Below are 26,008 nucleotides of genomic sequence, written 5' to 3'. Positions count from 1 at the left end.
AAAGCGGTGTCCCCTTGGACAAGGGGAGAACTAGAGCAATGTCTTCCGTGGACAAATGGGGACACTGAATGCCACCTGGTGGGTCAAGCCCCACCCTACTCTGTCCTTTGTCAACCTCTCCTAGATGGGACGAGGCCCACTTTACTTCTCTCCTTCACCTTTCTCCTCACTCCCCTCTCCTCTCTCGCTGCGAAGCAGCGCCGTATTGGGGTTGCGGGCCCGAGCGAGGTACGTCGTCCGGGGACGCGTGTTGATCTCCTCGAGCAGTCCGTAGTGGCTCGGATCCTCACGAAGCTTCGAGATACGGCTTTCGGGATCGGAGAGATCGCCGAAGACGATCGCGTCGGCCGCACACGCCTGACCACAAGCGGGCGTCACCATGCCATCCTTGAGCGGTTGCCCGGAGAGCTTCGCTCCCGACTTGGCCTTTTCGATCCGCTGCACGCAGTAGGTGCACTTCTCCATCACGCCTCGCATGCGAACCGTGACGTCCGGGTTCTTGCCCATCTTCTCGGTCTCGGGCATCCCCGAATCGCCGAGGGGACCCAGATAGAGTTCGTTGAGCGGCCTCTCGTTGAAGTCGAACCAGTTGAAGCGGCGGACCTTGTAGGGACAGTTGTTGCCGCAGTAGCGGGTACCGATGCAGCGATTGTAGACCTGGAGGTTTAGCCCCTCGGGACTGTGGACCGTGGCGTTGACGGGGCAGACGATCTCGCAGGGGGCGTTCTCGCAGTGCATGCACGCCACCGGTTGGTGAACGACCTCCGGCTCGTCCGGCTCGCCTTTGAAGTAGCGGTCGATGCGAAGCCAGTGCATCTCGCGGCCGACGGCAATCTGTTCTTTACCGACGATCGGCACGTTGTTCTCGCTCTGGCACGCGATGACACAGGCATTGCAGCCGACGCAGGCGCTGAGGTTGACCACCATCCCCCACTGATGATCGCCATCGAGCGCCGGTGGGGTGACGATGTTCAGCGGGTCGGCGGCCTCGTGGCCCGATCCATGTCCTTGAGCGTGCTCGTGATCGTGACGGTGATCGACCGCCGCCTTCTCCTCGCCGGCGTGGTCGTCGTGATGCTCCATCTCGTGCGAGTCATGGTCGCTCTCGGCGCCAACGATCGTCTCGCGAACCAGGTCACGCCCTTCCATGCTGCCGTGATCTTGGGTCGTCGCGAACGCGTAGCGTTTGCCGGTTCGCTTGATCTCAAGGCCACCGGCGAAATAGGGTTCGGTGCTGGTACGCAGCGGGTAGGCATCAAAACCGACACCGTCACCGACACGTCCCGCACGGCGTCGGCCATAGCCCAAGGCGACCGAGACCGAACCATCCGCTTGTCCGGGAAGCAAAAAGACGGGCGCTTCGGTCACGCGTCCGTCGAGTGTCAACTCGACGACATCGCCGGTACGAACTCCCAATTCCCGCGCCGTCTGGGGACTGACCAGCGCCGCGTTGTCCCACGTCAGCTTGGTCATCGGATCGGGAGCTTCTTGCAACCAGCCGTTGTTGGCGAAGCGGCCGTCAAGGACCGAGGAATCGCCATGGAAGGAGAGCTCGTAGCCTCCCGAGAGACGACGGCGGTCCGATCGTAGCAACGTCGTGACCATGACCGCGGCGTTGCTGGAGAGTCTTGGCGTGATCGGTTTCGCCGCGGTCCCTTCCCAGACGCCTTCGTGGAGGAACCGACGGAATGCCTTGTCGCCTCCCTCGCCGGTTCGCGCCTTGAAGGCCTCCCGGACGAGGTCGTAGGAGAGCGATCGCTTGTCGCCCGCGAGGCGAGCCACGATCTCGAGCGGCGTCCGTCCATCAAAGAGCGGAGCGATCAGCGGTTGCACGGGAGCGTAGGTCCCATCGGGCGACTCGGAATCGCCCCACGCCTCGAGCCAGTGGGCCTCGGGAAGATGCCAAGAGCAGCCGGCGGAGGTCTCGTTGACCGAGACGCCCAACCGAATGGAGTTGGGAACGAGCGAAAGTGCTTCCTTGAAGTCGAGATCGACCGGCGCGTCGTAGGCGGGATTGCCGCCGAGCATGACCAGCGTGTCGACCTTCTTCGACTTGATATCACCGACCAACTCCGCAAGGCTTCCCTCGTCGGCCTTCGGCGCGTCAATGAACGTCACCGTCTTGCCGACGTTGCCAAGAGCGAGATTGAGCAGATTGACCAAGGCATGGACGCTTGCCGGTTGACGTCGCCCGGTGATGACTAGCGAGTGTCCCTCGTGGGCCCGAAGATCCGCGGCAACCTCCTTGACCCAGTCGGTCGGAAGGGGCTTCGCCTCGACCTGTTCGCGTCCCCACAGACGGTCGATGCCGACGATGTCCCAGGCATCGAGTTCGTTGGCGAGCGCCATGACGTAGTGAATGATCTGGCCCGCAGGCAGGCGCAGGCGATGGTCGGCCATGCTTCCGGTCGCCGTGAACGTGTTCTCGACGACGTAGAGGCGATTCATCGACTTGGCATCGTGGTGCTGGTCGTCGGTCCCAGCGTCATGGTGCTGGTCGTCGGTCCCAGCATCATGGTGCTGGTCGTCGGTCCCAGCATCGTGGTGCTGGTCGTCGGTTTCCGTGGTGTTCTCGGGACGGCGCCGCGAGGTGAACTGCCGGACATTGGTCACCGCTTCGGAATCGACGCCGAGGAAATCGACATCGAGCGCGAGGATGACGTCAGCGGCCGCCAGGTCGTGGCGAGGTCGCAACGGCTTGCCGAAGAGGACTTCACTCGCCTCGAGCGCGTCCTCGTCCTCCAAGGTCTCGTAGCGATGCCAGCGCGCCTTCGGGGCTTTCTCGAGCAGGCGCTGCCGCACCAGGTCCAAGCTCGGGCTCCGCCGCCGGTCGCTCAGGATCCGCAACCCTTCGCCTTGGTTCTCGAGGAGCTTCGCCGATCGCTTCGCGAGAAAGTCGTCGAACTCTTGCCAGCTCGAGACCGCGCCGTCGCGAAGAACGTCGCGCGAGCGATCGGGATCGTAAAGATCGAGGACCGCGGCTTGGGTGAAGGCGTCCGTCGCGCCAAGGCTCGCGGGATGTTTCGGGTTCCCCTCGATCTTGGTGGGGCGTCCCTGATGGCTCTCCACCAACACCGGGGCTTGGACGAACGTTCCGGGAATGCTCGAAGCGTAGAAAGTCGGCAATCCCGGTACGACGGTCTCGGGCATCTTCGCGTAGGGAAGAATCTCGATCTCGGGACGTCGGCAGCCGGTCGCCATTCCCGCGAGCCCGAACGACGCGGCCATCAATTGCACGAACCGGCGGCGCGGCACGGCGCCGCGTTCGACCTCGACGGCTTGAGTCGGGAACTCGCGGCGCAGAAACTCCTGGAACTCGGGCGTCTCGGCCAAATCGTCGAGACTGCGCCAGTAGTCGCGTCCCGTCGTGGCGGTCGCCTCGGTGGGAAGGTCAATCACGGGAAGTCGAGAATCGTGCGTCATCGGTGACACGCCTGACACGTCTCCGGAGGATTGATTAGCAGACGCTCCTGGATCTCCAGGCCAACTTGGGCCGCGGTCTTGCCCTCGGGCGGTTGCCAATCGAGATTGGTCACCTCGCTCGGGGGCCGAAGGTTGGGCGTCGGATTACGATGGCAGTCGAGGCACCAGCTCATGCTGAGCGACTCGGCGTGGAAGACGACCTTCATCTGGTTGACCTTGCCATGACACGAGATGCAACTGACGCCCCGCTGCACGTGGACGGCATGGTTGAAGTAGGCATAGTCGGGGAGCTGATGGATCTTCTTCCACCGCACGGGACGACCGCTCTCGTAGCTGGCCCGGACCTCGGCCAAGAGCGGACTGTTGGCTTGGATCTTGGCGTGGCAGTTCATGCAGGTCTGCGTCGCGGGAACGTTGGCGAAGACCGAGTCATCGACATGGGTGTGGCAGTAGAGGCAGGAGAGCCCCAACTGGCCCGCGTGAATCTCGTGGGAGAAGGGAACGGGCTGCTCCGGCCGATACCCGACCCGTGCGTATTTGGGGGTGAAGTAGTACCAGATCACCCCAATGGCCAGCGCGACGAAAAGGACGCCGGCCAGGCCGACCTGAAGGCGTAATTCTCGATCGGTTTTCTCGCTCAAAAGACTCGGCATGAGCCTTTCCTACCTCATTCCTCGACAGTCAAACTCGCCCCTCGGGAGCGTGCTCAAGGGCATCGTATAAGTTGTCGCGACGCGACCAAGGGACAACGCATTGTCAGCCTCCCCCGTTCGGCGCCGAGGACGGCGCGGCGCGGTTTGTTGAACCACGGGTGAAGGCGACAAAGGCAACGAGTCGGCGGTCGCAAGACGGGGAAGAAAAAATCTCGGAACCGGCGAGCCTTGGAAGCGGACGTTCGCCCGTGGGCGGCGGTCTCGACTCCTCGACCCAATGCTAGGCGCGCCCGAAGCGATTTCAGGAATTGACGCGAAAGAAGATCGGCCCAAGGAGGAAGTTCCCCGGTGAGACGGCGGGGCTCGTCGCGCGTCGAGTATTGGTCCTGTTTGGACGCTTTTTTGATCGTTTTGGGGGCAAATGGGGTTCGGCGCGGGGCAAAAAGGGCGCAAAAGTCGTCCATTCTGGTTCAAATTCGGCGTGGGACGATCCATTCGGCCCCATCGCCCATCTCGACGCGAGGTGTCCCTTTCTTTTTCGTGGGCCGATCTGTTACCATTGTGTGGTGAGGGTTGGGTAACCCCTTCCCCTCGATTCACTTACGCCACTCGACGGCATCGTCCATGAGCAGTCTCGACGGACTCAACGCCAGCACCCTACTCGGATCGAGCGCGGTACGCCCAGTCAGCGGCGAATCGGGGTTCTCGTCGACGCTCGCCGATCACGGACGAAATGTCGCTTTCCTGGCTCGATTGGATTCCCATCTCGTCGAAATGTACCAGATGGCGTTCGTCAGTCTCGCGTCGCGTCCGGACTCGCTTCAGTTTGTCTTCGCGACGCTGATTCACTCTTCGATCGCGGGACTGCTGCATCGCCGGGTCGACCAGGACGAACGACGTCGCCGGCTCCGAGAGGTCTTCGATGAAATCCTCTCGGGGAAAGAAGTTACGCGCGACGAGCTGATGCGGATTCTTCGCGACGCGATGGGTGAGTATACCCCGGAGTTCCCGAAGCGAGAGGAGGCGAACGACGACTCCTCCGACGAGCGAGCGAACCAGGAGGAGCCTAAGCGGTCCGACTCCGATTCCGACGAACGGCCGATGCTGGACTTAGTCGTGTGATTGCAAGGAGATAGAGAACCAAACTTCATCAACAGGAGAATTTGCTGACCGGTCGAGGGCCGGGAAACTGATGCCCCCTGTGCGAGTGCCGCGTTGTCGACGGCGAGCAACTTCATTCCCGAACACGGGTTGCGATGACCCGACTCGGTGCGTCCAACGGCGCATCGAGCCCGCCGGGCAACTCGGTGGTACCGATGGACAGGGTTCAAAACGCCCTCTTCCAGTGACTCCGCCAGTGCTGTAGCGAGGGCCTCCACAGTCGAGGAGATATCCCCTACGATTTAGCAGACTTTTTCATCCTGTCGTGACCTATACTTCGGAAGCGATTGCAGCAACTCTGAACGGCTTCTCGCGTCGGCCGAGCGAGAAGGGGCGAACGTGCCGATGCGGCGCGACCGAGAGAGATACCCTCGGCGGGATGATGACGAGGGTCCGCGGCGATCAAGGGACACAGATCGAGAGACGGAAAGAATACGGATGTCGACCGAGTCCAAGGAAAAGCCGATCCTCGCGCGCCACGTGGCCGAAACGCTCATCGTCCCCCCCGAGCAAGGCGACACCCACGCCAATACCAGGGAGACGATCGACCCCGAGGCTCCCACCTCGGTCGAATTCACCAACGATACCGATCACGAGGAGATTCGCGTCCAGCAGGGAGACCTGCGCGGGCTTTCGCTGGGCGAATACGTCATCGAGGGGCAACTCGGTTCCGGGGGCATGGGCGTCATCTACCGGGCCCGTCATCGCCGGATGGACCGCGAAGTCGCTCTGAAGATCCTGCCGCTGCACGTCAGTTCCTCCCCCGACATGGTCCGACGCTTCGAGATGGAGGTCGTCGCGGCGGCCCGCTTGATACACCCCAACATCGTCACCGCCTACGACGCCAGCCAGGACAAGGGACTGCACTATCTCGTCATGGAGTACGTCGAGGGAATCGACCTGGCTCGACTGCTCGACCAGCGCGGCCCCCTGCCCGTCGCCGAGGCGGTCAGCCATATCATTCAAGCGGCCGAGGGGCTCGGGTACGCCCACGCGAAGGGCGTGGTTCATCGAGACATCAAGCCGTCGAACCTCTTGCTCGCCAGCGACGGCACCATCAAGATCCTCGACATGGGCCTCGCGCGACTGGAGTCCGACGCGGCCCGACGCGCGAAGCGATCCTCCGCCGGCCCCCAGGCTCTCGGCGTCGCCGGCACCGTCGACTACATGGCTCCCGAGCAAGCCCGCCAGTTCGACTCGACCGACCAGCGCGCCGACATCTACAGTCTCGGCACCACGCTCTATCATCTCGTCACCGGCAAGGTCCCGTTCCCGGGCGAATCGCTCATCGACAAGCTGATCGAGAACGCAGACGTCGTTCTTCCCAAACACGATCGGCTTCCCTCCTCGATTCACGCCGTGCTCGCGAAGATGACCAAGCGAAACCGGACCCAACGCTACGAGAACGTGGTCGAGGTGATCGACGCCTTGCGGCAAGCGATGGAAACATCAGGTAGCCAAGCCACCGAGTCGGCGGCCCGCCCCACGACGAGCCCCCACGCCCCGACTCCCCAACCCTCACGCGCCCCGTCGAGGGCCGACAAGCGAGCAATCGCCGACGGCCTCCGCGCCATCTCGATCAGCGAGCTGCCCCTGTGCGACACGCTTGAGTTCCCTCTCGAGGATCTCGGCGGCAGACGACTGCTCGAGGCCGGCTACCCGATCAGTCCGCGGCTCCTGCGAGAACTCAACGGCCAGAAAGTCGAAACGGTCTGGGTCCGCGAAAGCGACTGCGTGAAACTGCTCGGCCCCCACTACGCCGAGTCGTTCAACACCTGCCTCGCCCCCGAGACGCTTGATTCGGCGTCGATCGCCACCCAACGACTTGATCGGGAGATCCAACGCACCCGCGTCTCCGAGATCATCCACGGGGGACAAGCCTTCCGCGACCGCTGTCGCTCCCACGGGGCCGCCCCCTACGAGAAGAGTGTCGTCGCCGACTGCGAGCGTGTCTTCGAGGAGTCGCTCGCTCAACTCAATCGAATCATGGGGAACGTTCACTGCGCCGAGGATCAACGCAAGGGGGTGCTCGCTCAAGCAACCACGATCATCAAGAACCTGATGCGGATGCTGACGGTCGACGTCGACGTCGCGATCTCGATCGCCTCGAGACCGGCGGAGGAGAAGTACCTCCTTCGCCATTCCCTCAGCATGGCGACGCTCGGCATGGCGATGGCCGCCGATCTCGGCTACGACGAGAGCAATGTCGTGCTCATCGGCCTCTCGGGACTCTTCCACGACATCGGCATGCGCGAGATCCCCGCGAAGCTGACCCAGCTCCCTCGGAGGCTGCGCCAGCAGGAATACCAGGACGTGATGCGACACATCCAACACACCGCCGACGTGCTGCACCTCTTCCAGTTGCCGCGTTCGGTCCGCTTGGCGTGCTACCAAGTTCACGAGCGGGGCGATGGCAGTGGCTACCCGCGCGGCAAGACCCTCGGCGAGATCCATCCCTACGCCCGCATCTTGGCCGTCGCCGACAGCTATCTCGCCCTCATCTCAAGTCGCCCCTTCCGGCGAGCGATGCTTCCCTACTCGGTCGTCGAGTATTTGCTGCGTCAGACGAACGAGGGAGTCTTCGACCAAATCTCGGTTCGGTCCTTCCTTCAAGTCGTCTCCCTGATGCCGCTGGGGAGCTGGGTCGTTCTCAGCGACGATCGCGCCGGCCGAGTCATTCGGACGAACCCCGAATCGTGGGACGCGCCGGTCCTCGAGATCCACTTCGGAGCCGAGGGGCATGAGCTAACAACCCCCGAGATCGTCGATCTCAAAGAATCTCGGGTCCGCGTGGTGATGCCGATTCGTTCGCCATCGAACTTCCACTCCCTCTAGTGTCCTGATGGGCGAGTTCGTTCATGAAATCTCGGCCCTGAGATTGTGCGGAGGATTGCCCAATCATAGGCGTTTTCCGCATGCCCACGGCGAGCGTGGGACATGGCGCCCAAGCGACTTTTGGTCAATGAATTAACCAATCAGGACACTAGCAGTCCGTTGACTCAAGCGGACCAAGGCGAGAACGAGCCAGTTGGCCGAAATCGAGGAGAAGAAACGCAGGCGAATCCGTCGATTCGTCGAGTTTCGTCGACTCAAGGATCAGCCAAAAGGGCCGTTCGCAGCCGGCAGCAAATAGATCAACGTGCCGCAAGCGGACCTGATGGGGGCCGCCCCCCCGCGTTCGTTGTCACACGCTTCGGCCAACAGCGCCCAAACCGACCGCCGGAGACGGTCTCGCGACTCAACCGCCAAGGCGGGATTCGCTTGACTGTCCCGAGAAGGCTCGTTGAACGGCCGAACGATGAAATACCTTAAGCTCTTCGAGTTGCTCCTGTGACTGCTTGAGCATTGAAGGAATGGCAATCGTCTCGAAACGCTCGTTATCTCCAATCACGGAGTCGAGCGACATCCACAGTGCAATCCGCTCCAAGTTCGCCGCCATCAAACCTTCCAACTCGACCAAACGGCTGAGATCGGAGTATTCCAACAGCGAATCATTCGGCTTGAATCGTCCAAGCTTCTCGGCGAACCACATCGCTCCTTGTTTCAAGGATCTCGAAACGCCGTGGTCGCGTCCGAGGCTACTTCGGATGTCTTCCACCAATGTCTTCTGGGTGTTCACCTCGCCCATGAGTCGGCCGAGGAACTGGCCGAGTTCGTAGCGTTGATTGCTTCGCTGGCAGCGCCCGATCAACTCCATTTCACCGACAATCAACGCCAGATGGTCATCTAGGTAGATACGCAATCGCTCTTCATTCATTCCATCACCTCGCCCCGCGATTACCCGCTCCATTCTCCCCCTCGAACACGTCTTTCCCGCCCATCCCCTTCAGGGGTTGAAGGTCACTTCCCTCCAGGGTCATCGGAGTCAACTCTCGGCAGGAGCCGCTCAGATAATCGGGAAGCGTGGACGCCGTTTCTACTCCTCGTGGCCGCGCTTCGGGAACGAAACGTTCGAGTATCTCAATCGACGTGGTGTTGCAAACGGCTTGCCAACCGGAACGGCACTTGCATAGGTGCGCCCGCGTCGGATGGTGATTGGTTTCCGGTACCAATCACAGGTCAAGTGGGTCTTCACTCGAGGAGGGAACAGATGTCTCACGAACATTTCGCGGCCTGCATTGATGCGTGCGTCAAATGCGCTCAGGAGTGCGAGCATTGCGCGGACGCGTGCCTGACGGAGAAGGAGGTCGCTAGGATGACCGACTGTATTCGAACCGATCGAGACTGCGCGGCGATTTGCTGGGACGCGGCGGCCTTCATGAGTCGAGGGTCACAGTTCAGCGAATCGATCTGTCGACTCTGTGTGGAGATCTGCGAAAAGTGTGCGTCGATCTGTGGTCAACATCAGACGGAGCATTGCAAACGCTGCGCGAATGCCTGTGGTCAATGTGCCGAGAAATGCCGCGAGATGGCCGGCGCGACCGTGTAGGAGTTGATGGCAAATAGGCCAGTATGGTCAACGAAGAACCAGGTCTTGAAGCAGACCGAATGGAGATCGTCCTCCCGTTCGGTCTGTCTTTCTTCGTCAGCTTCAGCAGCCAGCACGTTCGTTCGAGCGGACTGACACGGGAACGAGAGATCACGACCGAGATCCTGGTGAAGAAACGCCGAAATTAGCCAAACGGATCGTTCGTAGCCGGCAGCAAAGGAATCAACGGCCTGCGAGTGCACTGTCAAGCGTCCAAGTTCAAGTTGACGGTGAAACAACTCGTTCTCACTGGCTGACAAGCGGCCAGTGGCACCCGAAAATCAGGTCTTGACGGAGCCTAATGTCTTAGTTGGCAAGTTCGTTTCATGAACACTCGGCCATCAGATCGTGGGGAGAGAACCCAATAGAAAACGTTTCCCGCCTGCCCTCGGCCAGCGTGGGCAAGGCGCCAAAGAGTCTCTTGGGCAACGAGCCAATCAATCAGAGTTGCTAAGTTCGTGACAAGGAAACGGTAGGCGACGAAATCGCGTCAATGTCGAACGACCAGCGAAGACCGATCGACGTTGACGCTCTCTCGGGTTGGTGGGCATCAACCACGCAGGTCATCAATCGATACCAAAGCGATTCGATTGACAGCCGGTCAAGCGATGGCCCACTGTTCGACATAAGTTTCGCAGTGCGTCTCCGCGGCGCGATGCGATCCGCAGAAACCGGTCACGCGATGCATGCCGTCGTTCCACTCTTCCTCATCAATCGCGCCATCGAGAAAGGCGCCATGAAGTTGCAACAACAACGCGTCCTTCTCCAACTCACGACGGACGTATTGAAGGTAGAGAGATTCGACAAGTTGATGTTCGTGAAGCATCCTCTGCTCCTTCACCAGATGGCTGAACAGCCGTGAGGAGTTTCCAAGTCAGCGTTCGCGCACGAGCCAGCCCCTAACCTGCGCGAATGATGTGCTAACCCGGTTCCCAACATTCCCCTACCTTTTTTCTACCACCGTTTCCAGCGATCAGCAAGTGAGGACTTCTCATTAACGAGCCAAGTCCCGTCGAGGGGATGAACTACTCTTTCTCAAGTGGCATTCGGATCACGATCTCGGCGCCGACGTGCCCTGTTTCTCCGACGTCGATCGTGCCCGAGTGGGTCTCCACGATCCGCCGTGCGATCGCCATGCCCAGCCCCGTCCCCTGTGTCTTCGTCGTGAAGAATGGTTCAAAAATGCGCTCGGCCACGGGCGTCGGCAAACCAGGTCCATTGTCGCGCAGACGGATCTCCAACGCGGGCCGACCACCTATGCTGCCACGGGACCACGTCGCTTGAATCACGAGCGGATCGGCGCCGGCCGTGAGGGAGTTCTCCACAACGTTGCGAAAGACCTGTTGGAGTCGGTGACGGTCGACGTCTAGCTCGGGAACGACGCCACCGACGGCGGTGCGGTCATGCCGCAGGGATGCCGTTCGCCCGCGCCAGTGTCCGTCGAGATCCTCCCACACGCGATCCAAGAGTTCATCCGGCCGCTCGCGGCGGTAGTCCAACTGGATCGGTGCCGCGTAGTGCCGCACCTCCTCGTAGAGCCGGTGCAGGTGATCCTGGGCGTTCTGAATCCGCGCCACGAGGTCGAGCGACTCGGTCTGTCCATGCAAACGAAGCGACAGACGTTCCAAGCTGGCTTGGCTACGCTGCAGCGCATTGCGGCTCTCGTGAGCCAAGCCGGTCACCATCTCGCCGATGGCGGCCAAGCGTGCCGACTGCAGCAATTGCTGCTCGGCGCGGCGCTGCGGAGTGATGTCCTGAATCTGCACCACGCAATAGCTCGGTCGATTGGCCGCGTCGAGGACGAGCGAGGCATTGAACAACGTCCACACGACTTGCCCACGCCGGTCCAGCATTCGGCACTGCATGCGCCGGCGTTCCCCCTCGCCATGGGAGAACCCCACGAGTGCCGACTCGACCGCGGCGGCATCTTCCGGAGCCGTCAACGCGACGAGTTCGCGGTCGACAAGTTCGTCTTGCGCGTAGCCCAAGCACGCCGCCAGTGAGCGGTTCACCTGGAGGAGCCGCCCATCGAGGGCGACCAGCGCCATGCCGATGGGAGCGTGATCGAAGGCCGAGCGGAACCGGGCATCGCTCTCGCGCAGCGCCTCTTCGGCCTCTTGCCGGCTCGCGATCCGGCGCAGACTCGCCCGAAGCGCTTCGGGATTGACCGGCTTGATGATGTAATCGTCGGTCCCCAAACGAAGCGCCTGCAGCGCTCCGCCGAGGTCCGCGTACCCGGTCACGATGATGATCGCCGCGGCGGGAGCGACCTCCTTGAGGCGGGGTAGAAGTTCCTCGGCGTTCCCATCGGGAAGTCGACGGTCGAGAAGGATCGCGAACTGCTCGTTTGCGGTGGCGATCCGCAGGGCTTCGGCCGCGGTGGGGGCGCTCGCGACGAAATAGCCGTCGAGTTCGAGCAAGTCTTGCAACACCTCGCGGGTGTCCTCGTCATCGTCGATCACCAGGATGCGACGTTGTTTCGAGTCGGTCACGCGTGAGCTTCCCTTGGTATCCCGCTAGTGTCCTGATTGGTTCATTGATTGACGGAAAGACTCTTGGGGGCCATGTCCACGCCTGCGCCGAGCGATCATCCCGGAAGCACTCTTCCCGAGAACACTCCATGCTGAATCCTGGCCCGCGTCATCCGCCACCAAGAAGTCGGTACCAACGCACGAGACGGGCAACGTCATGGGGAACACTCGGGAAACGGCATGCCGTTACGTTCCGATCGCGAGAACGCACGGACCGTGTCGAGAAGTTGCTCCATGTCCAACGGTTTGGGATGGATGACGTCGACCCCAACTTTTTGGGCCTCCTCCGGAAGGCAATCCCGCGTCATTGGATCGGAGGAAATGAGGATCGTTCGCGCCTCGGGCCGGTCCTGACGAAACGAGCGAACAACCCTTCCGTTGTCCTCTTGTCCCAACTTGTAGTCGATCAAGATGACGCGAAACGGATGGCTCTGAACCATCTCGATGGCCCTTTGAGCATCACACGCCCAGCAGGCGCGGTACCCCTGGTCGGCGAGCACGTCCCAGAGCGACTCACACGTATCCTCATCGTCGTCCACCACGAGCACGAGCGGACGATCGAGTACTTCCTCCAGCAACTGGACAAGAGCGGACGATCTAATCGGTTTGAGCACGACTCGGTCGATGCCGACACGCCGCGCCTCGGTTCTTGTCTTGTCGCTCGCGTGGGCTGTCAGGAGCAAGGCGACGGTGGAACGATGATCCTGCTTAAGGAGTCGCCAGAAGGTCAGCCCGTCCATTCCCGGCATGAGCAGATCGATCAAGGCGATGTCGAACGGTCGCGATCCCGCACGGCAAAGGGCACTCTGCCCATCGTGGCAAACGTCGACTTCGTGGTCGAACTCCGTCAAGATGTCGCGGAGGTTCTCGCAAGCATCTCGGTCGTCGTCGACCACGAGAATTCGGGCGGCCGCACTCGTCATGACTCGTCCCCTTTTGGCACTCGCGGCACGCGAATGGTCATGGTGGTACCCTTCCCCGGGGTGCTCTCGACGGACAGCGATCCCTCGTTGCGATTGAGCAACAACTTGGTCAGCGCCAGTCCGAGTCCTATGCCGCGGGCCTTCGTCGAGTAGAGGGGCTCGGTGATCCGCTCGAGATCGACCGGTTCGACGCCGGTTCCCGTATCGCTCACCGAAAGCCGGATCGCGTTGGGCTCGGCGCGGGCTTCGAGATGCAACAAGCCACCCGACTCCATCGACTCGCCCGCGTTGCGGATGATGTTGGCGATCGCAATGCCTATCTGCGCCTTGTCTCCAATCGCCCTGGGCAGTGCGTCGGCACAGTCGACCCGGACATCGATCGTCGGGGGCAGCGACTCCTGGGCAAGGATCTCGTCGATGCAGGCGCGAAGACAGAAGGGAACTTTGGTGGGCATCGGCGTCCTGGCGAAGTCCGCCAACGCCGTGATCACCCGATCGGCCGTTCGGACTTGTCGCTCGATACGCAACAGGTGCTCCACGTACTTTTCGGGCGTGACGCTCTTGGCGTTGAGCAGGTAGTAGGCGGAGGTCCCGACCACGTTGAGCGGATTGCGCAACTCGTGGGCGACGCCACCGGCAACCTGACCGATCGTCGCCATGCGTTCCTGCTCCTGGAGCCGCGCCACGAAGGCGTCCTGATAGGCGTCCTCGATGATCGTCACGTCGAGGTCGATCAGCATGTTCAGCGAGCGGATCGCTTGGCGTTTCGCCTCGAGGTCGCCCGCCCACTCTTGTTCGAGCATCCGCATCAGCCCGGCGCGGAGCCTCGAGAGCGCCACGTTGGTGTAGACCTGATCGAGTCCGATCTCGACGTGTCGGGCACCGACGCGGCGCCGACGACGAACGTAGTCCTCCCCGTAGTCGCCGGAGAGGAGTTGTTCGAGCCAGCCGAGCAGACTGACGCGAAGTCGCTGAATTTGTTCCTGGCCTCCCACGATGACGCTGGCGACCTTCGGCTCGCGCTCGATCGTGGCGTAGAAGTCGTCGATCAGTTCGGGGAGTCTCGCGCGGAGCAGCGGCTTGAGTGAATGGACACGCTCGGCATCCTCGTCCGTCCAGCCGACATAGCGGCGCAGTTCGTCATAGCGAAGCCATTCCCGAGAAACCGTCACGGCGCCCCTCCGAAGTCACCCCTTCTCCCCATGATCGCCGCGTGGAGTTCCCCTCCCGGCGTGGCGACGATGGTGGAGCATCGGCCCAGAGTTCTTGTCTCGTCTCGAGACCGGATCGTTCACGTACCGCGATCGGGCACCACTTGGGTGGTGGCGATGATCGCTTCGGCGACCTCGATCAACCGTTTGTTTCGGCTACTGGCGATCTTCTGCATGGTGCGAAACGCGTCCTGCTCGCCAACGCCGTCGAGCTTCATGACGATCCCCTTGGCTCGCTCGATGATCTTTCGGTCGCGCAGCGCCTGGCGCAGGTTCGCGGCCTCGTCGTTGAGGGCCCGAAGCTCGCTGAATCGGCGCATCGCGATCGGGATCGTGGTCTGCAGATCGGCCTGTTTGATCGGTTTGACGAGATAGGCCAACACGAAGTCGGACTCGGCGCGGGCGACGGTCTCGGCATCGTGATAGGCCGAAATCAGGATGACCGGCAACGGCCGACGGCGACAGACCTTGGTCACCGCCTCGATCCCGTCCATGTCGGGCATCTTGATATCGGCGATCACCAAATCGGGATCGAATCGATCGCAACAGTCGACCATCTGCTTTCCGTTGGCGGCGGCGGCGACGAGATCGTAGCCCAAATGAGGCAGGATCTCTTCGAAGTAAGCCCGCATCTCGGGCTCGTCATCGGCGACTACGATCCGCAACATCGACGACCCAGTATTCTAGTGACTCGCGCGCAGGGCGAACCGTTTTCGCTCAAATGGTAGATCATCGGTACTAGAGCGGCAACTCGCCGCCTCCCAGCGGTGAGCGAAAGGGAGAAGAGGGTTCCGGTGGGCGGATCGGAGCACCTGTCAGTGGTCGCTCTTTCCGTGAAATGATAAGCCAATCGAGACCCATTGGGAATGCACGAGCCAGAAAAGACGCACGACGGGAGCTAGGGATGAAGATCGTGATGGCGGCCGATCACGCAGGGTTTCCGCTCAAGGAAATCGCGGTCGAGTATCTGCGCAAGCGCGGTCACGAAGTCATCGATCTCGGCACGCACGATCCCCAGCCCGGCGACGACTATCCCGACTTCGCCATCGTCGCCTGCGAGGCGCTCTTGCGAGGCGACGCCCCCAAGGCGGTCGTCGTCTGCGGCAGCGGTGTCGGCGTCTCGGTCGCGTGCAACAAGTTCCCCGGCATCCGCGCCAGCATTTGCCACGACGGCTACTCGGCTCACCAAGGCGTCGAGCACGACAACATGAACGTCCTGTGCCTGGGCGCCCGCATCATCGGCCGCGAACCGGCGCTGGAGATCATCCACGCCTTCGTCAACGCCGAGTTCACCAACGAGGAACGCCACGTCCGCCGACTCGCCAAGGTCCACGAGATCGAACAGCGTTTCCAAAAGACCGACGCGTAGGGTTGCGTTCGATTCCCACGACACTGTCTTGGGTGCCTGCCCACGCTTGCGGTGGGCATCCGGGACACGCTTGCGGTGGGCATGCGGGACACGCCCTTGATTCGCCAAACTCTCGCGAGGCTGCCACAGATTCCTTGTCAGCCAGTGACCACGCGGTTGGGTTTCCTCGACACCAAACCCAAACGATCGTTCGGCCTCTACGCTCCCCGCTCGACACTCGCTTGATAGACGCCACGAGCCTCCTTGCCGCCGCGTAGGACCGCTTCGAGCTGGGCCTTGCCCCCCGGAAAGAGGACGTCGCGGATCACGCACGTGCGCTGCCCCGGTTTGACGGTGGCCTCGCGCGTGTCGTCGCCGATCGTCACCGTGGCGGTCTCCGGCTGATCGCTCGGATCGAAGAGCAGCGTGACATCGTACGATCCGGGCTTCTCCACGTAGAGCTCCCAGTGGCCGATCGAGTTGGCCGCCCACGTTCCTCCACGCCAGTCCTGCCGGGTCAGGACGGTCGGGTTCTCCTTCGGGGAGCCGACATGAATTCGCGGGGGGGCGTAGTTGTCCGGGCGCGTCGAGGAGACATCGTCGAACCATTTGTCGTAGGCTTCCTTCAGCCGAGCGACGACCTGCGGTTTCTGCTTGTGGAGGTTTCTCTTCTCGCCCGGATCATCGGCGAGGTCGTAGAGTTCGAACTTCGGATCTCCCGCGAACGACTCCCGCCCGAAGCCGCTCGGATGGACGAGTTTCCAACGATCGTCGCGAATCATGAAGTGGTGATAGCGTTTCGGCTCGTCCCCGCGATGGGACTGGATGACGATCGTCCGCTCGGGCCAGTCGGCGTCCTTGTCGAGCAGGACCGGCAAAAGGCTTCGGCCATCCATTCGATGATCGGACGACGGAGTCACGCCGCACGCCTCGAGAATGGTCGGCATGATGTCGATGTGCGCGGCCAGTTGCTCGCGAGCGGTTCCACCCTCGAGCCGCGCCGGCCAGTGGACCCAGAGGGGCGAGCGAATGCCGCCTTCGTTCACGCCCCCCTTGTTGCCGCGCAAGTCGCCGACGTAGCGGCGCGAATTCGGTCCGTTGTCCACCATGTAGATCACGATCGTGTTGTCGGCGATCCCGAGGTTCTCGAGTTCCTTCATCAAGCGACCGACGTTTTGGTCGACATTGGTGATCATCGCCGCGATACGCGCGAGCTTGTCGGCCTCCGCTTGACTCCCCTTGCCTTTGCGTTTGGCGATCGCGATCTGATTCATGTCCTTCTTGGCGTAATGCTCGCGAAGGTCCTCGGGCACATCGTGGAAGGGACCGTGAGGCGCGTTGGTCGCGAGGTAAGCGAAGAAGGGACGATGCTGATCATGCTCCCGCTTCATGAACTTCATCGCGGCGTCGAAGTAGACGTCGGTGCAGTAGCCCTTGGTCTTCACTTCCTCGCCGTTGTGAAAGAGGATCGGATCGGTGTAGCGCCGATCGTTCTCGCGTGGCTCGGACGGCTGGGCGAGACCGCCGCCACGGTGGATGAGACTCTCTTGGAAGCCCTGGTCGTTCGGCCGCATCGGGTAACAGTCACCCAGGTGCCACTTGCCGAAGATGCCGGTCGCGTAGCCCGCCTTGGAGAGGGCCTCGGCGACGGTGACTTCCTCCGGGTCCATCATCGAGCGTCCTAAGTAAGTGTCGATGCAGCGCGTGCGGTAGTTGTACCTCCCCGTCATCAGGCACGCGCGCGTCGGCGAGCAGACCGGACTGACGTAGAAGTTGTCGAACGACACGGAGTCTCTGGCGAGGGCATCGATGTTCGGCGTCTCGATGACCGGATTGTTCATCACGCCAAAATCCCCGATCCCTTGATCGTCGGTCATGATCAGGATGACGTTGGGAGCGGTCTCGGACTCGGCCGCCGCAAGGCTCGTGGCCATTCCCCCCAAGAGACAAAGTGTCGTTAGCATCGCCCGCAATCTCATCGGTAAGTTGTCCTCGTACTTCCATTGCGCTTCCGCGCCACCACTGGCCCATGGAGCATGTAGCTTAACAACAACCTGCCAGTGGTGCGCCCACGGAGATGGCCAATCGCTGATAGCCGGCCGTGAATCGTCGCTTGTTAGAGACGGGAATTCGTCGCCCCGCTGATTTGGCCGGCGCTCGTTGAACAACGGGTTGCAGTGCGAGAAAGTTCCCGAGGCGCGCGACGTTTCCCCCCCCGAGGACATTCACCTTAATAGAATGATGGGAATTGAGTGGTCGGGATGCTGGGGAGCGATCCGTCTCGTTGCTGCCTCGCGTCTCGGATGAACCAGGTTCCTACTCGCGTAGGGTCGCAACCGACCATGGACTCAGATCATTCCGCTGCTCGCCACGCGGCGCGGTCGACTCTCGTCGTCGCCTTGACCTTCCTGGCGTGCACCTCCTCCCGGGCAGACGAAGACCAAGAGCGTCAGCCCGCTCCGCCTCCGGTGAAGATCGGCATCGCGACCTCCTCGCCGCGCTCGATTCAATCCGACGACGAGTGGGAGTTCCTGGCGAACGATCTCCAAAAAGCGATCCCCGATCGGCAGTTCCTCAGCGTGATGCTCACCGAGAACGAGGCGATCCGTCAGGGCGCGGAGGGCCAGCTCGACTTCGCCCTCCTTGGTCCCAGCGCCGTCGTCCGCGCGGAGAAGAGACTCGGAACCCGGCCGATCGCCACGATGGTCCGAGTCTTTGGCCCCTACAAGACTCCCTGGGTCGGCGCGACGATCGTCGTCCGTCGGGACAACGAACGGATCAAGTCGCTCGCGGACCTCAAGGGAGCGACCTTCGCCACCAGTGGCAAGACCTTCGTCGAGTTGCAGGTTCCGCTGCGCGAGATTCGCGAACAAGGCGTCGAACCGCGCGGGGACTTCGAGTCGTTTCGCGTCGAACAGGGGGCCGCGATCCGCGCGATCGAGTCCGTGCTCCGTGGTGAGCTCGATGCCGCGGCGGTCCGAGCCGAGATTTTCCGTCGGTTTCAACGCCGGGCACCCGGCAGCGCGAACCAGTTGAGGATCCTCGGCGAACGCAACTTTCCAGACTATCCCTTCAACGTGAGCACGCGTCTCTACCCGGGACTGAGTCTGGTCGCGATGCCTCGAACGCCACCGGAGTTGGTCGCCGCGGTGGAGAAAGCGCTGCTCGAAACACCTCCCCCAGGAGATCTGAAATCGAGCGTCGCCGCCGGCTGGATCGAGCCGCTCGACCATGCCGAAGTCGACCGGCTGCTGCTGGGCTGGCAAGACGATGTGGCGACGCGGGAAGGAGTCGACCTTTCGACCACCACGACCTTGCCCCGCCGGAAGACCTCGATCGACACCTCCACCACCACGCAACAACGTCCGATCGAGCGAACGGTGGGTGGGGAGAACATCTTCGCGTCTCCCTGGACCTTTTACGTCAGCGCCCCGCTCTTCCTCATCGGACTGACGATTTTCATGTACTTCATGCTCCGAACCAATCGTCGACTTCGCTCCCTCCAAACGACGCTGGAATTGGAGTTGACGCAGCGCAACGCCGCCGCCGCGGCCCTCCGCCGGAGCGAACATCGCCTTCAGATGGCACTCGACGCGGCCAAGCTCGGCACGTGGACGTGGAACATCGAGACGAACGAGGTGACGTTCGATGACCGCTGGTACCAAATGATCGGCTACGACCCAGTCGCGATGCCTGCCTCTTACGAGATGTGGCGTCGGCTCGTTCACCCCGAGGACATCGAGCGGGTGGAAGGGATACTCGCCAAATCGATCAACGGGCAATTCTCGACCTACCGGACGGAGATGCGTCTAAAGTCGGGAGAGGGGGCGTGGAAGTGGATCCTCACGTCGGGGGAGACCGTCGAATGGTCGCGTTCGGGTCGCGCCTCGTTGATGGCGGGCGTTCATGTCGACATCGACGAAACCAAACGAGCCTCGACCGCCCTCGCCGTCGCGAAGGAGAGTGCCGAGACGGCCAACCGCGCCAAGAGTGAGTTCCTCGCCAACATGAGCCACGAGATCCGCACGCCGATGACCTCGATCCTCGGCTTCGCGGAACTGCTGCTGGACCGAAGCACTTCCGAGGAAGAACGCGACGAGGCGATCCTGACCATCATGAGGAATGGACGGCACCTCATGGCGATCCTCAACGACATCCTCGACATCTCCAAGATCGAGGCCGGTCAGCTCCTCCTGGAGAACGTTCGTTTCTCCCCCATCGCGATCGTCGATGACGTCGCCTCCTCGATGCGGGTCAAAGCTCTGGAAAAAGGACTCGAGTTCGAAGTCGTCCAAGAGCCTCCGATTCCCGAGGAGATCGAGGGCGACCCGACCCGGCTCCGACAGATCTTGCTCAACCTGATCGGCAACGCCATCAAGTTCACCGAACGCGGCAAGGTTCGGGTCACGATGCGACTCTTCCCGGGAGATCCGGAAAAGCTCGAGATCACCGTCTCGGACACCGGCGTCGGCATGAATCAGGAGACGGTCGACCAGCTCTTCGAACCGTTCCGACAAGCCGACGCCTCCACGACGCGACGCTTCGGCGGCACCGGTCTCGGCCTTTCGATCGCCAGGCACCTCGCCAAGCGGCTAGGCGGGACGATCAACGTCACCAGCGAACCCGGAAAGGGAAGCACCTTCTCGCTCGTCATCCGAACCGGCATGGGCACGATGTCCCTCGGCGCCTCCCAAACCGACGCGACGCCCGCCGCCGACGAACGGCCCGCCACCGACGCCACGTTGAAGGACTCGCGCATCTTGCTCGTCGAGGATGGCGAGGACAATCAGCGTCTGATTCGCTCCTTGTTGGCGCGGCGCGGATGCGAGGTGACGATCGCCGCCAACGGCAAAGTCGCGTACGAACTTGCGTTGGCGGCCGAACACGAAGGCAAACCATTCCATGTCGTGCTGATGGACATGCAGATGCCGGTCATGGATGGGTATGAAGCGACCCGTAAGCTACGAGCCAAAGGTTTTGGGCGACCGATCATCGCCCTGACCGCCGATGCGATGGCAGGGGCGCGAGAGCGCTGCATTCGCGTTGGCTGTGCGGACTATGCCAGCAAGCCGATCGACAAGGTTCGTCTGCTCGAACTCGTCCGCGCGTCGATCACCCGTCGCGAGATGGCCGAACCTTAGCCATCGGATTGGTTCGTTGATCGCTCAATAGGCTCTTGGGCAATGAATGAATCAATCAGGACACTAACGCATCATGGCGACAAAGGTCGCCGCCAGTTCGGGATCGAACTGCGACCCACCGAGTTGAGCGACTCTCGCGAGTGCTTCGTCGATCGAAATCGGACCGCGATAGGTGCGCGACTCGGTCATCGCGTCGAAGGTATCGACCACGGCGATGATGCGAGCGAAGAACGGAATCGCTTCCCCTTCGAGGCCGTACGGATAGCCCTGGCCGTCGAATCGTTCGTGGTGGTGCCGAACCGCGAGCGTCACCTCCTGACTCCGCACCAAGGGACGGAGAAGGTTGGCCCCCAACACCGGATGCGCTTGCACCAGCGTCCATTCGGGAACATCCAACGACTCACGCTTGCGGAGCACTTCCCGAGGCAGAGAGGCCTTGCCGATGTCGTGAAGGAGCGCCGCCTGCTCGAGACGGGCCTGGGACGTCACCTCGAGTGCCAGTTCGCGTCCGAATCGCGCCGCGAGCCGAGCAACCCGCTGTGAGTGGGCGGCAGTCTCGGGAATCCGTTGCCGCAAGAGATGCCAGAGTCGCAGCACGCCGTCTTCCCGCCGCGAGCTTCCGGGAGAAGCCTCCGGGAGAGCAACGAGCACCTGTTTCTCGTCGTGAGCGTCGTTCGATGAAGCACGCCGTAGATAGATTCCGAACTCGTCGCTCTTGATCCGGCTAGACGATCGTCCCGACGCGAAGAGCTCATCGAGCCCCTCGGAACGATCGACCGAGTCGGAGAGAAGAAAGCTCGGGACGGGCGAATTGGCTCCCTGCCGCTCGGTCAGACGTACGTCGACGACGACGATGGGGGCCGTTTGCCGCTTCCAGAGTTCCTCGAGTTCCGTTCGCCCCACCGCGGTGAGCACGCGATACCCCAAGGAGGCGGCTTCATACGCCATTGTCGCGAGCTTGCCCGCATCCGGAGACGCGATCATGACCGTCAGGGGAGACGGGCCACGTCGCTCGATGGCTCCTGGAGGAGATTCATCCTTGGCTCGACGGCTGCCGCCACGAGGAGGAAATAACCGAGAAGAATGTGTCAATGTCATACGACCAGCAAAGAGCACGAGGGGAATACTCCTTGAGGCCCGGTCTCTCCGGGTCTTCGACGATAGATCCCCCGATTTCCATCTCGCTGAAAATCGAGTTGGCGAAGTCGGCCTCTTGCCGTACCGAGAAGTGGCACGACAGGATTTGCGACGAAGGCTCGACGCTATCGGAGGAAGGAAAGTCATGCAATCGAATTCTCCCTCAAAACATGGTTTCCTCGGTCGGCGTCGGAGACCTTTCGCGTCGTGGAAACTTGACCGATTTCTCCCGTCGGTCAATTTGGGCAAGATTGCTCGACGGGGAGTTCTCTCGATGGCGAGCGCCCCGGAGAAAGGTCACTCCCGATCGGCCCGCGCGTCGGCTTGTCCGTGGTGATGCCCCAATGAACCGAAAGAGGACCGCGGCAGGCGGCAAGCAGCTCTTGAGTGATTCCTCCGATCGCATCCGCTCCTCGGACCGGCCGCCAGCTCGGCGGGCGCGTGACGTGAAGGTCCATGTCGACTCGATCGGCCATCTCGTCCGTGCCGAAGGGATCACCCGGCGACGACTGCCGGAGTCTCATCAACCCTGGATCGAGCAGGCCTCCTCCTCTTGGTCCCGGGGAGCGAGCGTCTCAACCGACGAACCATCCGTCGCGCTGGCGACCTACTCCCTCTTCTGCCGCCAACTCCTCCTCCATGCCTGTGAGCTCCCGCAGCTCGAACACCTGACATGGGCATGGCCGACATGGGCGCCCCCCACCCAATGGCTCGACGCGCTGGCCCTCGCTCTCCCCGACATGCCGGAGCTGGCCCCCGAGCGACTGGGCCCGTCGAGCGACCTAGGCGATCTCCCCCGGCTCGCCTTCGAGCACCTCATTGCCCCCAACGCTCGGCGGGCGCTCGGCGAGTTCTATACCCCCGAATGGCTCGCCGACCATCTCGTCGAACAACTTTGGGAACCGAATAGAACCTGGGTCGATCCGACCGCCGGGAGCGGCGCGTTTCTCCTCGCGCTCGGCCGTCAGCGGGCGCGGACCCGAGCCGACGCCGAGATGCTGGCGATCGATCGTGCCCCGTGGGCGGCTCTCGCGGCCGCCGCCAACTGGGCTTGGGCGACGCGACGGCTCCAAGGCCATCCCATCGCCGAACGACCGATCCCCGTCGCGTGCGCGGACCTCCTCGACGAGCCGACGATCGCGGACTCCCTTCCCCGATCGGACATCGTTGTCGGCAATCCCCCTTGGATCACCTGGGACCGACTCCCCGAAGAGCAGCGGACCGCCCTTCGCCCGCTGTGGGAGCACTACGGGCTACTGGCCGAGCGAGGCATGGAGAGCATTCTCGGAGGAGGGAAGAAGGATCTCTCCATGCTGATCGCGTCCGTCGCGATCGACCGACTCCTCAAACGCGATGGGGGACGACTCGGCTTCGTCCTCCCGACCACGCTCTTTAACTCGGCGCGAGCCGCGCGCGGATTCCGTCGCTGGAAACTCCCCGACAAAACCCCGTGGTCGGTCGATCGCGTCGACGACTTCTCGGCGATGACGGTCTTCGCGGGGACCGCGGTCCGTTCGTCGACGTTGGTCGGCCATCTGGGAACATCCACCCGCTACCCGATCGAGTATCGCCTCTGGAGCGATCGCTCGGTGAAGACGACGTGTTGGGCCAGCCCCAGCGACCACGACGACCCACTGTCGGCCTGGAAGCGTTCCGACGAACGGGACTCCGAGCAGCTCGACGCCACGCTCGGCCCCTGCGACTACCACGCCCACCTCGGCATCAACACGGGCGGAGCCAACGGCGTTTACTGGCTCGAACGGATCGGCGTCGTCGGCGACCAGCGCTGGCGGATGCGAAACCTCAGCCATCGCGGCCACCGCCCGATCGCCCAAATCACCGCCGACCTCGAGTCCCACTTGCTCTTCCCGATCCTTCGGGGCAAAGAGGTTCGGGCCTGGCACGCGGAGCCCTCCGCGTGGATCTTGATGGTCCAGGATCCTCGCAAACGGCGCGGTCTTCCCCTCGAGCAAATGCGTGAAGAGGCGCCCCGAGCGCTCGACTACCTATCGCGGTTCGAGGCGACGCTACGGGAGCGAGCCGCCTTTCGGCGCTACTTTCAGCGAACCAGCGGCGAGGCCCAGCTCGTCGACACCGGGCCGTTCTACTCGATGTTCGACGTGGGCGACTACACGCTTTCGCCGGTGAAAGTCGTCTGGAACCGGATGGGTCACCGGCTCGCCGCCGCCGTGGTGACCTCGCGAGAGGGCCGGGTGATCCTCCCGCAGGAGACGCACGCGATGTTTGGACTCGAGGACGAAAGCGAAGCGCACTTTCTGGCGGCGCTGCTCAACAGCGTCTCGGCCCAGCGGGCCCTCGAGAGCTTCGCGCAGGTTGGGGGAAAGAGCTTCGCCACCCCTCGCTCGATTCACCGCCTGCGGCTGGGGCGCTTCGACGCGAAGGACGCGGCCTGCCGGGAGCTCGCCACGCTAAGCCGTCGCGCCCACGAGGAAGCGGCCCAAACGGGGGAAGCATCCGAGCGAACGCGGGAGCTGGTCGACGCCGCCGCCGCCGGGTACTGGGGGCGAACGTCATGACCCTTTCGGCGTCGCCGAACGTCGGCACGGAGATCAAGTGCCACGCGAACGTCACCGCGGCGGGATGGCATCGGCGCGCGAGGCGTGACGGGGCCGGCGGCGGGAACAAAGTTTTGTGAAAATGTCATGAACTCTTTGCGAGGTTGTGCTCTCTGTGAAAAAGTCGTCCCTCTTGGTCAGGTTTCCTGCAGTTTTGTGGGGGTCCAAACGCTCCAAACAGCGGGACTTTGGCCTAAGCGGTTGACTGGTCCCAGGCTAGGAGTCCACGAGGATTGGTCAGTTTGCTTGACGGCTGGTCCCGGCCCACGTATTCTGACGGACTGAGGCCGAAGTGGCGGAATTGGCAGACGCGCTAGGTTGAGGGCCTAGTGGGGATTAAACCCCGTGCAGGTTCAAGTCCTGTCTTCGGCAGTGTGTGATGGAGGGGAAAGGCTTCGCTGAGCGTCACGCGGGTATCGACGCTCGAGAGCGAGATTCGCAAGTACGAACGTGGGCCAGAGTCCCTCTGCCGAGTCGATCGTGGTGGTGGCCTTTCAATGCGGTCGCCGCCACTAACATGCCAGCTTCCGTGCCGCACCGCCTTGCATGGGAGTGACAAAGGGAACCGTTTCCGCTTTCCCACACCGGGAAAGAACGGTACCGTTGTCCTTTAGGTGAGACGGGGTCGACAACGGGTGCTTAGTTTTGTTTGTCTGGCAAGTGTTCGGTGGAGAGGGTGATACCAATGCCGAAGAAGTTGTACGTGGGCGGACTCCCATGGTCTGTCACGTCGGAAGAGCTGGAGCAGTACTTCAGCGCTCATGGGACCGTGCTTTCCGCGACGGTGATCAAGGATCGTGAGACCGGGCGTTCCCGAGGCTTCGGGTTCGTCGAAATGGATTCGCGCGAAGAAGCTGACCAAGCGATCGAGACCCTCAACGGGTCGAGCATGAACGGTCGCACCATTACCGTGAACGAGGCTCGCGAACGGGAGCGTCGTGGCCCCGGAGGACCCGGTGGCGGCGGTGGTGGACATCGCGGTGGCGGAGGAGGCGGCTTTCGCGACCGTTATTGATCAAGCCAGTTTGGGGTGAAGACAAGGAAACATGGAAGTCGCGATGGTCACGAACTGGTGACTTGGGCACCAGTGACCCTCCTCGACTAGCGTCTCGTTGACTCGCTCTTCGGCATTGATTCAGTCACGGCAAGGACCGGAGATCCTTCTCCGGAGCTTCGTTTGTACCGGACCTACCACTGACGTTTGTTTGTATTCGGTTCCGGTCGTAGATACCATGCGACCGACATCGCAGGATCGTTCAACTTCCGCGGGGGCTTCGCGATGGATCGACGATGCCCTCCCCCTATCTCTTTCTGCTAAGCGGCGTTGAGCGAATCGTCCGTTCGCTCTGCGTCCGTCGCTTCTCGACAGCGAGCGCTCGCGTTGCTCCTACCGTTGAGTCCGCGCGCTCACCCAGACTCATTCCGTTTTGTCATCT

Annotated in this window: 18 protein-coding genes and 1 tRNA gene; 9 read left to right on the top strand and 10 right to left on the bottom strand. The window is 62.3% G+C overall.

Features of this window, described 5'->3' with window-relative positions:
- Positions 1 to 141: 141 nt before the first annotated feature.
- Complete coding sequence (locus Pan216_RS08240; protein ID WP_145257376.1) at positions 142 to 3,423, bottom strand: TAT-variant-translocated molybdopterin oxidoreductase; 3,282 nt, start codon at positions 3,421 to 3,423, stop codon at positions 142 to 144.
- Positions 3,420 to 4,076 carry a cytochrome c3 family protein gene (locus tag Pan216_RS08235; protein WP_145257373.1) on the bottom strand — a complete coding sequence of 219 codons (657 nt, stop codon included), beginning with the start codon at positions 4,074 to 4,076 and terminating at the stop codon, positions 3,420 to 3,422. The genes Pan216_RS08240 and Pan216_RS08235 overlap by 4 nt, the downstream gene beginning before the upstream one ends.
- A gap of 624 nt (positions 4,077 to 4,700) precedes the next feature.
- On the opposite strand from Pan216_RS08235, the gene Pan216_RS08230 reads away from it, so the two are divergent.
- Complete coding sequence (locus tag Pan216_RS08230; RefSeq protein WP_145257371.1) at positions 4,701 to 5,198, top strand: hypothetical protein; 498 nt, start codon at positions 4,701 to 4,703, stop codon at positions 5,196 to 5,198.
- A gap of 477 nt (positions 5,199 to 5,675) precedes the next feature.
- On the top strand, positions 5,676 to 8,072 hold the full coding sequence (locus Pan216_RS08225) for a protein kinase domain-containing protein (protein ID WP_419193403.1): 2,397 nt from the start codon (positions 5,676 to 5,678) through the stop codon (positions 8,070 to 8,072).
- 403 nt (positions 8,073 to 8,475) lie between these two features.
- Here the strand turns inward: Pan216_RS08225 and Pan216_RS08220 are convergent, their stop codons facing one another.
- Entirely contained in the window at positions 8,476 to 8,769 is a 294-nt protein-coding gene (locus Pan216_RS08220) for a hypothetical protein (RefSeq protein WP_145257366.1), read from the bottom strand.
- 30 nt (positions 8,770 to 8,799) lie between these two features.
- On the opposite strand from Pan216_RS08220, the gene Pan216_RS28110 reads away from it, so the two are divergent.
- Together Pan216_RS28110 and Pan216_RS08215 are read left to right on the top strand one after the other, a co-directional pair.
- On the top strand, positions 8,800 to 8,967 hold the full coding sequence (locus Pan216_RS28110; protein WP_419193402.1) for a hypothetical protein: 168 nt from the start codon (positions 8,800 to 8,802) through the stop codon (positions 8,965 to 8,967).
- A 360-nt stretch (positions 8,968 to 9,327) separates the two neighbouring features.
- Positions 9,328 to 9,666 carry a four-helix bundle copper-binding protein gene (locus tag Pan216_RS08215; protein WP_145257363.1) on the top strand — a complete coding sequence of 113 codons (339 nt, stop codon included), beginning with the start codon at positions 9,328 to 9,330 and terminating at the stop codon, positions 9,664 to 9,666.
- A 640-nt stretch (positions 9,667 to 10,306) separates the two neighbouring features.
- Here Pan216_RS08215 and Pan216_RS08210 read toward each other — a convergent pair.
- From Pan216_RS08210 to Pan216_RS08190, 5 genes are all read right to left on the bottom strand, one after another.
- Positions 10,307 to 10,531 carry a hypothetical protein gene (locus Pan216_RS08210; RefSeq protein ID WP_145257361.1) on the bottom strand — a complete coding sequence of 75 codons (225 nt, stop codon included), beginning with the start codon at positions 10,529 to 10,531 and terminating at the stop codon, positions 10,307 to 10,309.
- Between the two features lie 199 nt (positions 10,532 to 10,730).
- The gene (locus Pan216_RS08205) at positions 10,731 to 12,197 is read right to left on the bottom strand and encodes a hybrid sensor histidine kinase/response regulator (protein WP_145257358.1); all 1,467 of its coding nucleotides are present in this window, start codon (positions 12,195 to 12,197) and stop codon (positions 10,731 to 10,733) included.
- Between the two features lie 194 nt (positions 12,198 to 12,391).
- The gene (locus Pan216_RS08200) at positions 12,392 to 13,159 is read right to left on the bottom strand and encodes a response regulator (RefSeq protein WP_145257355.1); all 768 of its coding nucleotides are present in this window, start codon (positions 13,157 to 13,159) and stop codon (positions 12,392 to 12,394) included.
- Entirely contained in the window at positions 13,156 to 14,331 is a 1,176-nt protein-coding gene (locus Pan216_RS08195) for a protoglobin domain-containing protein (RefSeq protein WP_145257353.1), read from the bottom strand. The genes Pan216_RS08200 and Pan216_RS08195 overlap by 4 nt, the downstream gene beginning before the upstream one ends.
- A gap of 119 nt (positions 14,332 to 14,450) precedes the next feature.
- A complete protein-coding gene (locus Pan216_RS08190; protein ID WP_145257351.1) occupies positions 14,451 to 15,038 on the bottom strand; it encodes an ANTAR domain-containing response regulator in 588 nt (195 codons plus the stop codon).
- 236 nt (positions 15,039 to 15,274) lie between these two features.
- On the opposite strand from Pan216_RS08190, the gene rpiB reads away from it, so the two are divergent.
- Positions 15,275 to 15,739 carry a ribose 5-phosphate isomerase B gene (gene rpiB, locus Pan216_RS08185; RefSeq protein WP_145257348.1) on the top strand — a complete coding sequence of 155 codons (465 nt, stop codon included), beginning with the start codon at positions 15,275 to 15,277 and terminating at the stop codon, positions 15,737 to 15,739.
- A gap of 197 nt (positions 15,740 to 15,936) precedes the next feature.
- Here rpiB and Pan216_RS08180 read toward each other — a convergent pair whose 3' ends face one another.
- Positions 15,937 to 17,682: an arylsulfatase gene (locus Pan216_RS08180; RefSeq protein WP_419193401.1), complete on the bottom strand. Its 1,746-nt coding sequence runs from the start codon at positions 17,680 to 17,682 to the stop codon at positions 15,937 to 15,939.
- A 378-nt stretch (positions 17,683 to 18,060) separates the two neighbouring features.
- Here Pan216_RS08180 and Pan216_RS08175 point away from each other — a divergent pair, with 378 nt between their 5' ends.
- Positions 18,061 to 20,859 carry an ATP-binding protein gene (locus Pan216_RS08175; RefSeq protein ID WP_419193400.1) on the top strand — a complete coding sequence of 933 codons (2,799 nt, stop codon included), beginning with the start codon at positions 18,061 to 18,063 and terminating at the stop codon, positions 20,857 to 20,859.
- 63 nt (positions 20,860 to 20,922) lie between these two features.
- Here Pan216_RS08175 and Pan216_RS08170 read toward each other — a convergent pair whose 3' ends face one another.
- On the bottom strand, positions 20,923 to 21,843 hold the full coding sequence (locus Pan216_RS08170) for an HD-GYP domain-containing protein (protein WP_419193399.1): 921 nt from the start codon (positions 21,841 to 21,843) through the stop codon (positions 20,923 to 20,925).
- 497 nt (positions 21,844 to 22,340) lie between these two features.
- Between Pan216_RS08170 and Pan216_RS08165 the strand changes: the two genes are divergently transcribed.
- The 3 genes from Pan216_RS08165 to Pan216_RS08155 all read left to right on the top strand — a co-directional run bounded on the left by Pan216_RS08165 (position 22,341) and on the right by Pan216_RS08155 (position 25,587).
- On the top strand, positions 22,341 to 24,533 hold the full coding sequence (locus tag Pan216_RS08165) for an N-6 DNA methylase (protein ID WP_419193398.1): 2,193 nt from the start codon (positions 22,341 to 22,343) through the stop codon (positions 24,531 to 24,533).
- A gap of 325 nt (positions 24,534 to 24,858) precedes the next feature.
- A tRNA-Leu gene (locus tag Pan216_RS08160) sits at positions 24,859 to 24,944 on the top strand.
- 313 nt (positions 24,945 to 25,257) lie between these two features.
- Positions 25,258 to 25,587 (top strand): RNA recognition motif domain-containing protein, encoded by a 330-nt coding sequence (locus Pan216_RS08155; protein ID WP_145257335.1) that lies wholly within the window; start codon positions 25,258 to 25,260, stop codon positions 25,585 to 25,587.
- The last annotated feature ends 421 nt before the right edge of the window (positions 25,588 to 26,008 follow it).

This window comes from Kolteria novifilia (genome assembly GCA_007748055.1).
Classification (GTDB): domain Bacteria; phylum Planctomycetota; class Planctomycetia; order Kolteriales; family Kolteriaceae; genus Kolteria; species Kolteria novifilia.
This window is presented reverse-complemented; position numbering and strand designations above follow the sequence as displayed.

Coding starts and splice junctions, on each gene's coding strand:
- Pan216_RS08210 (WP_145257361.1), bottom strand. CDS start 10,531: ATGCTTCACGAACATCAACTTGTCGAATCTCTCTACCTTCAATACGTC.
- Pan216_RS08155 (WP_145257335.1), top strand. CDS start 25,258: ATGCCGAAGAAGTTGTACGTGGGCGGACTCCCATGGTCTGTCACGTCG.
- Pan216_RS08165 (WP_419193398.1), top strand. CDS start 22,341: ATGAACCGAAAGAGGACCGCGGCAGGCGGCAAGCAGCTCTTGAGTGAT.
- Pan216_RS08230 (WP_145257371.1), top strand. CDS start 4,701: ATGAGCAGTCTCGACGGACTCAACGCCAGCACCCTACTCGGATCGAGC.
- rpiB (WP_145257348.1), top strand. CDS start 15,275: ATGAAGATCGTGATGGCGGCCGATCACGCAGGGTTTCCGCTCAAGGAA.
- Pan216_RS08170 (WP_419193399.1), bottom strand. CDS start 21,843: ATGATCGCGTCTCCGGATGCGGGCAAGCTCGCGACAATGGCGTATGAA.
- Pan216_RS08175 (WP_419193400.1), top strand. CDS start 18,061: ATGGACTCAGATCATTCCGCTGCTCGCCACGCGGCGCGGTCGACTCTC.
- Pan216_RS08235 (WP_145257373.1), bottom strand. CDS start 4,076: ATGCCGAGTCTTTTGAGCGAGAAAACCGATCGAGAATTACGCCTTCAG.
- Pan216_RS08180 (WP_419193401.1), bottom strand. CDS start 17,682: ATGCTAACGACACTTTGTCTCTTGGGGGGAATGGCCACGAGCCTTGCG.
- Pan216_RS08240 (WP_145257376.1), bottom strand. CDS start 3,423: ATGACGCACGATTCTCGACTTCCCGTGATTGACCTTCCCACCGAGGCG.
- Pan216_RS08220 (WP_145257366.1), bottom strand. CDS start 8,769: ATGTGGTTCGCCGAGAAGCTTGGACGATTCAAGCCGAATGATTCGCTG.
- Pan216_RS08190 (WP_145257351.1), bottom strand. CDS start 15,038: ATGTTGCGGATCGTAGTCGCCGATGACGAGCCCGAGATGCGGGCTTAC.
- Pan216_RS08200 (WP_145257355.1), bottom strand. CDS start 13,159: ATGACGAGTGCGGCCGCCCGAATTCTCGTGGTCGACGACGACCGAGAT.
- Pan216_RS08225 (WP_419193403.1), top strand. CDS start 5,676: ATGTCGACCGAGTCCAAGGAAAAGCCGATCCTCGCGCGCCACGTGGCC.
- Pan216_RS08215 (WP_145257363.1), top strand. CDS start 9,328: ATGTCTCACGAACATTTCGCGGCCTGCATTGATGCGTGCGTCAAATGC.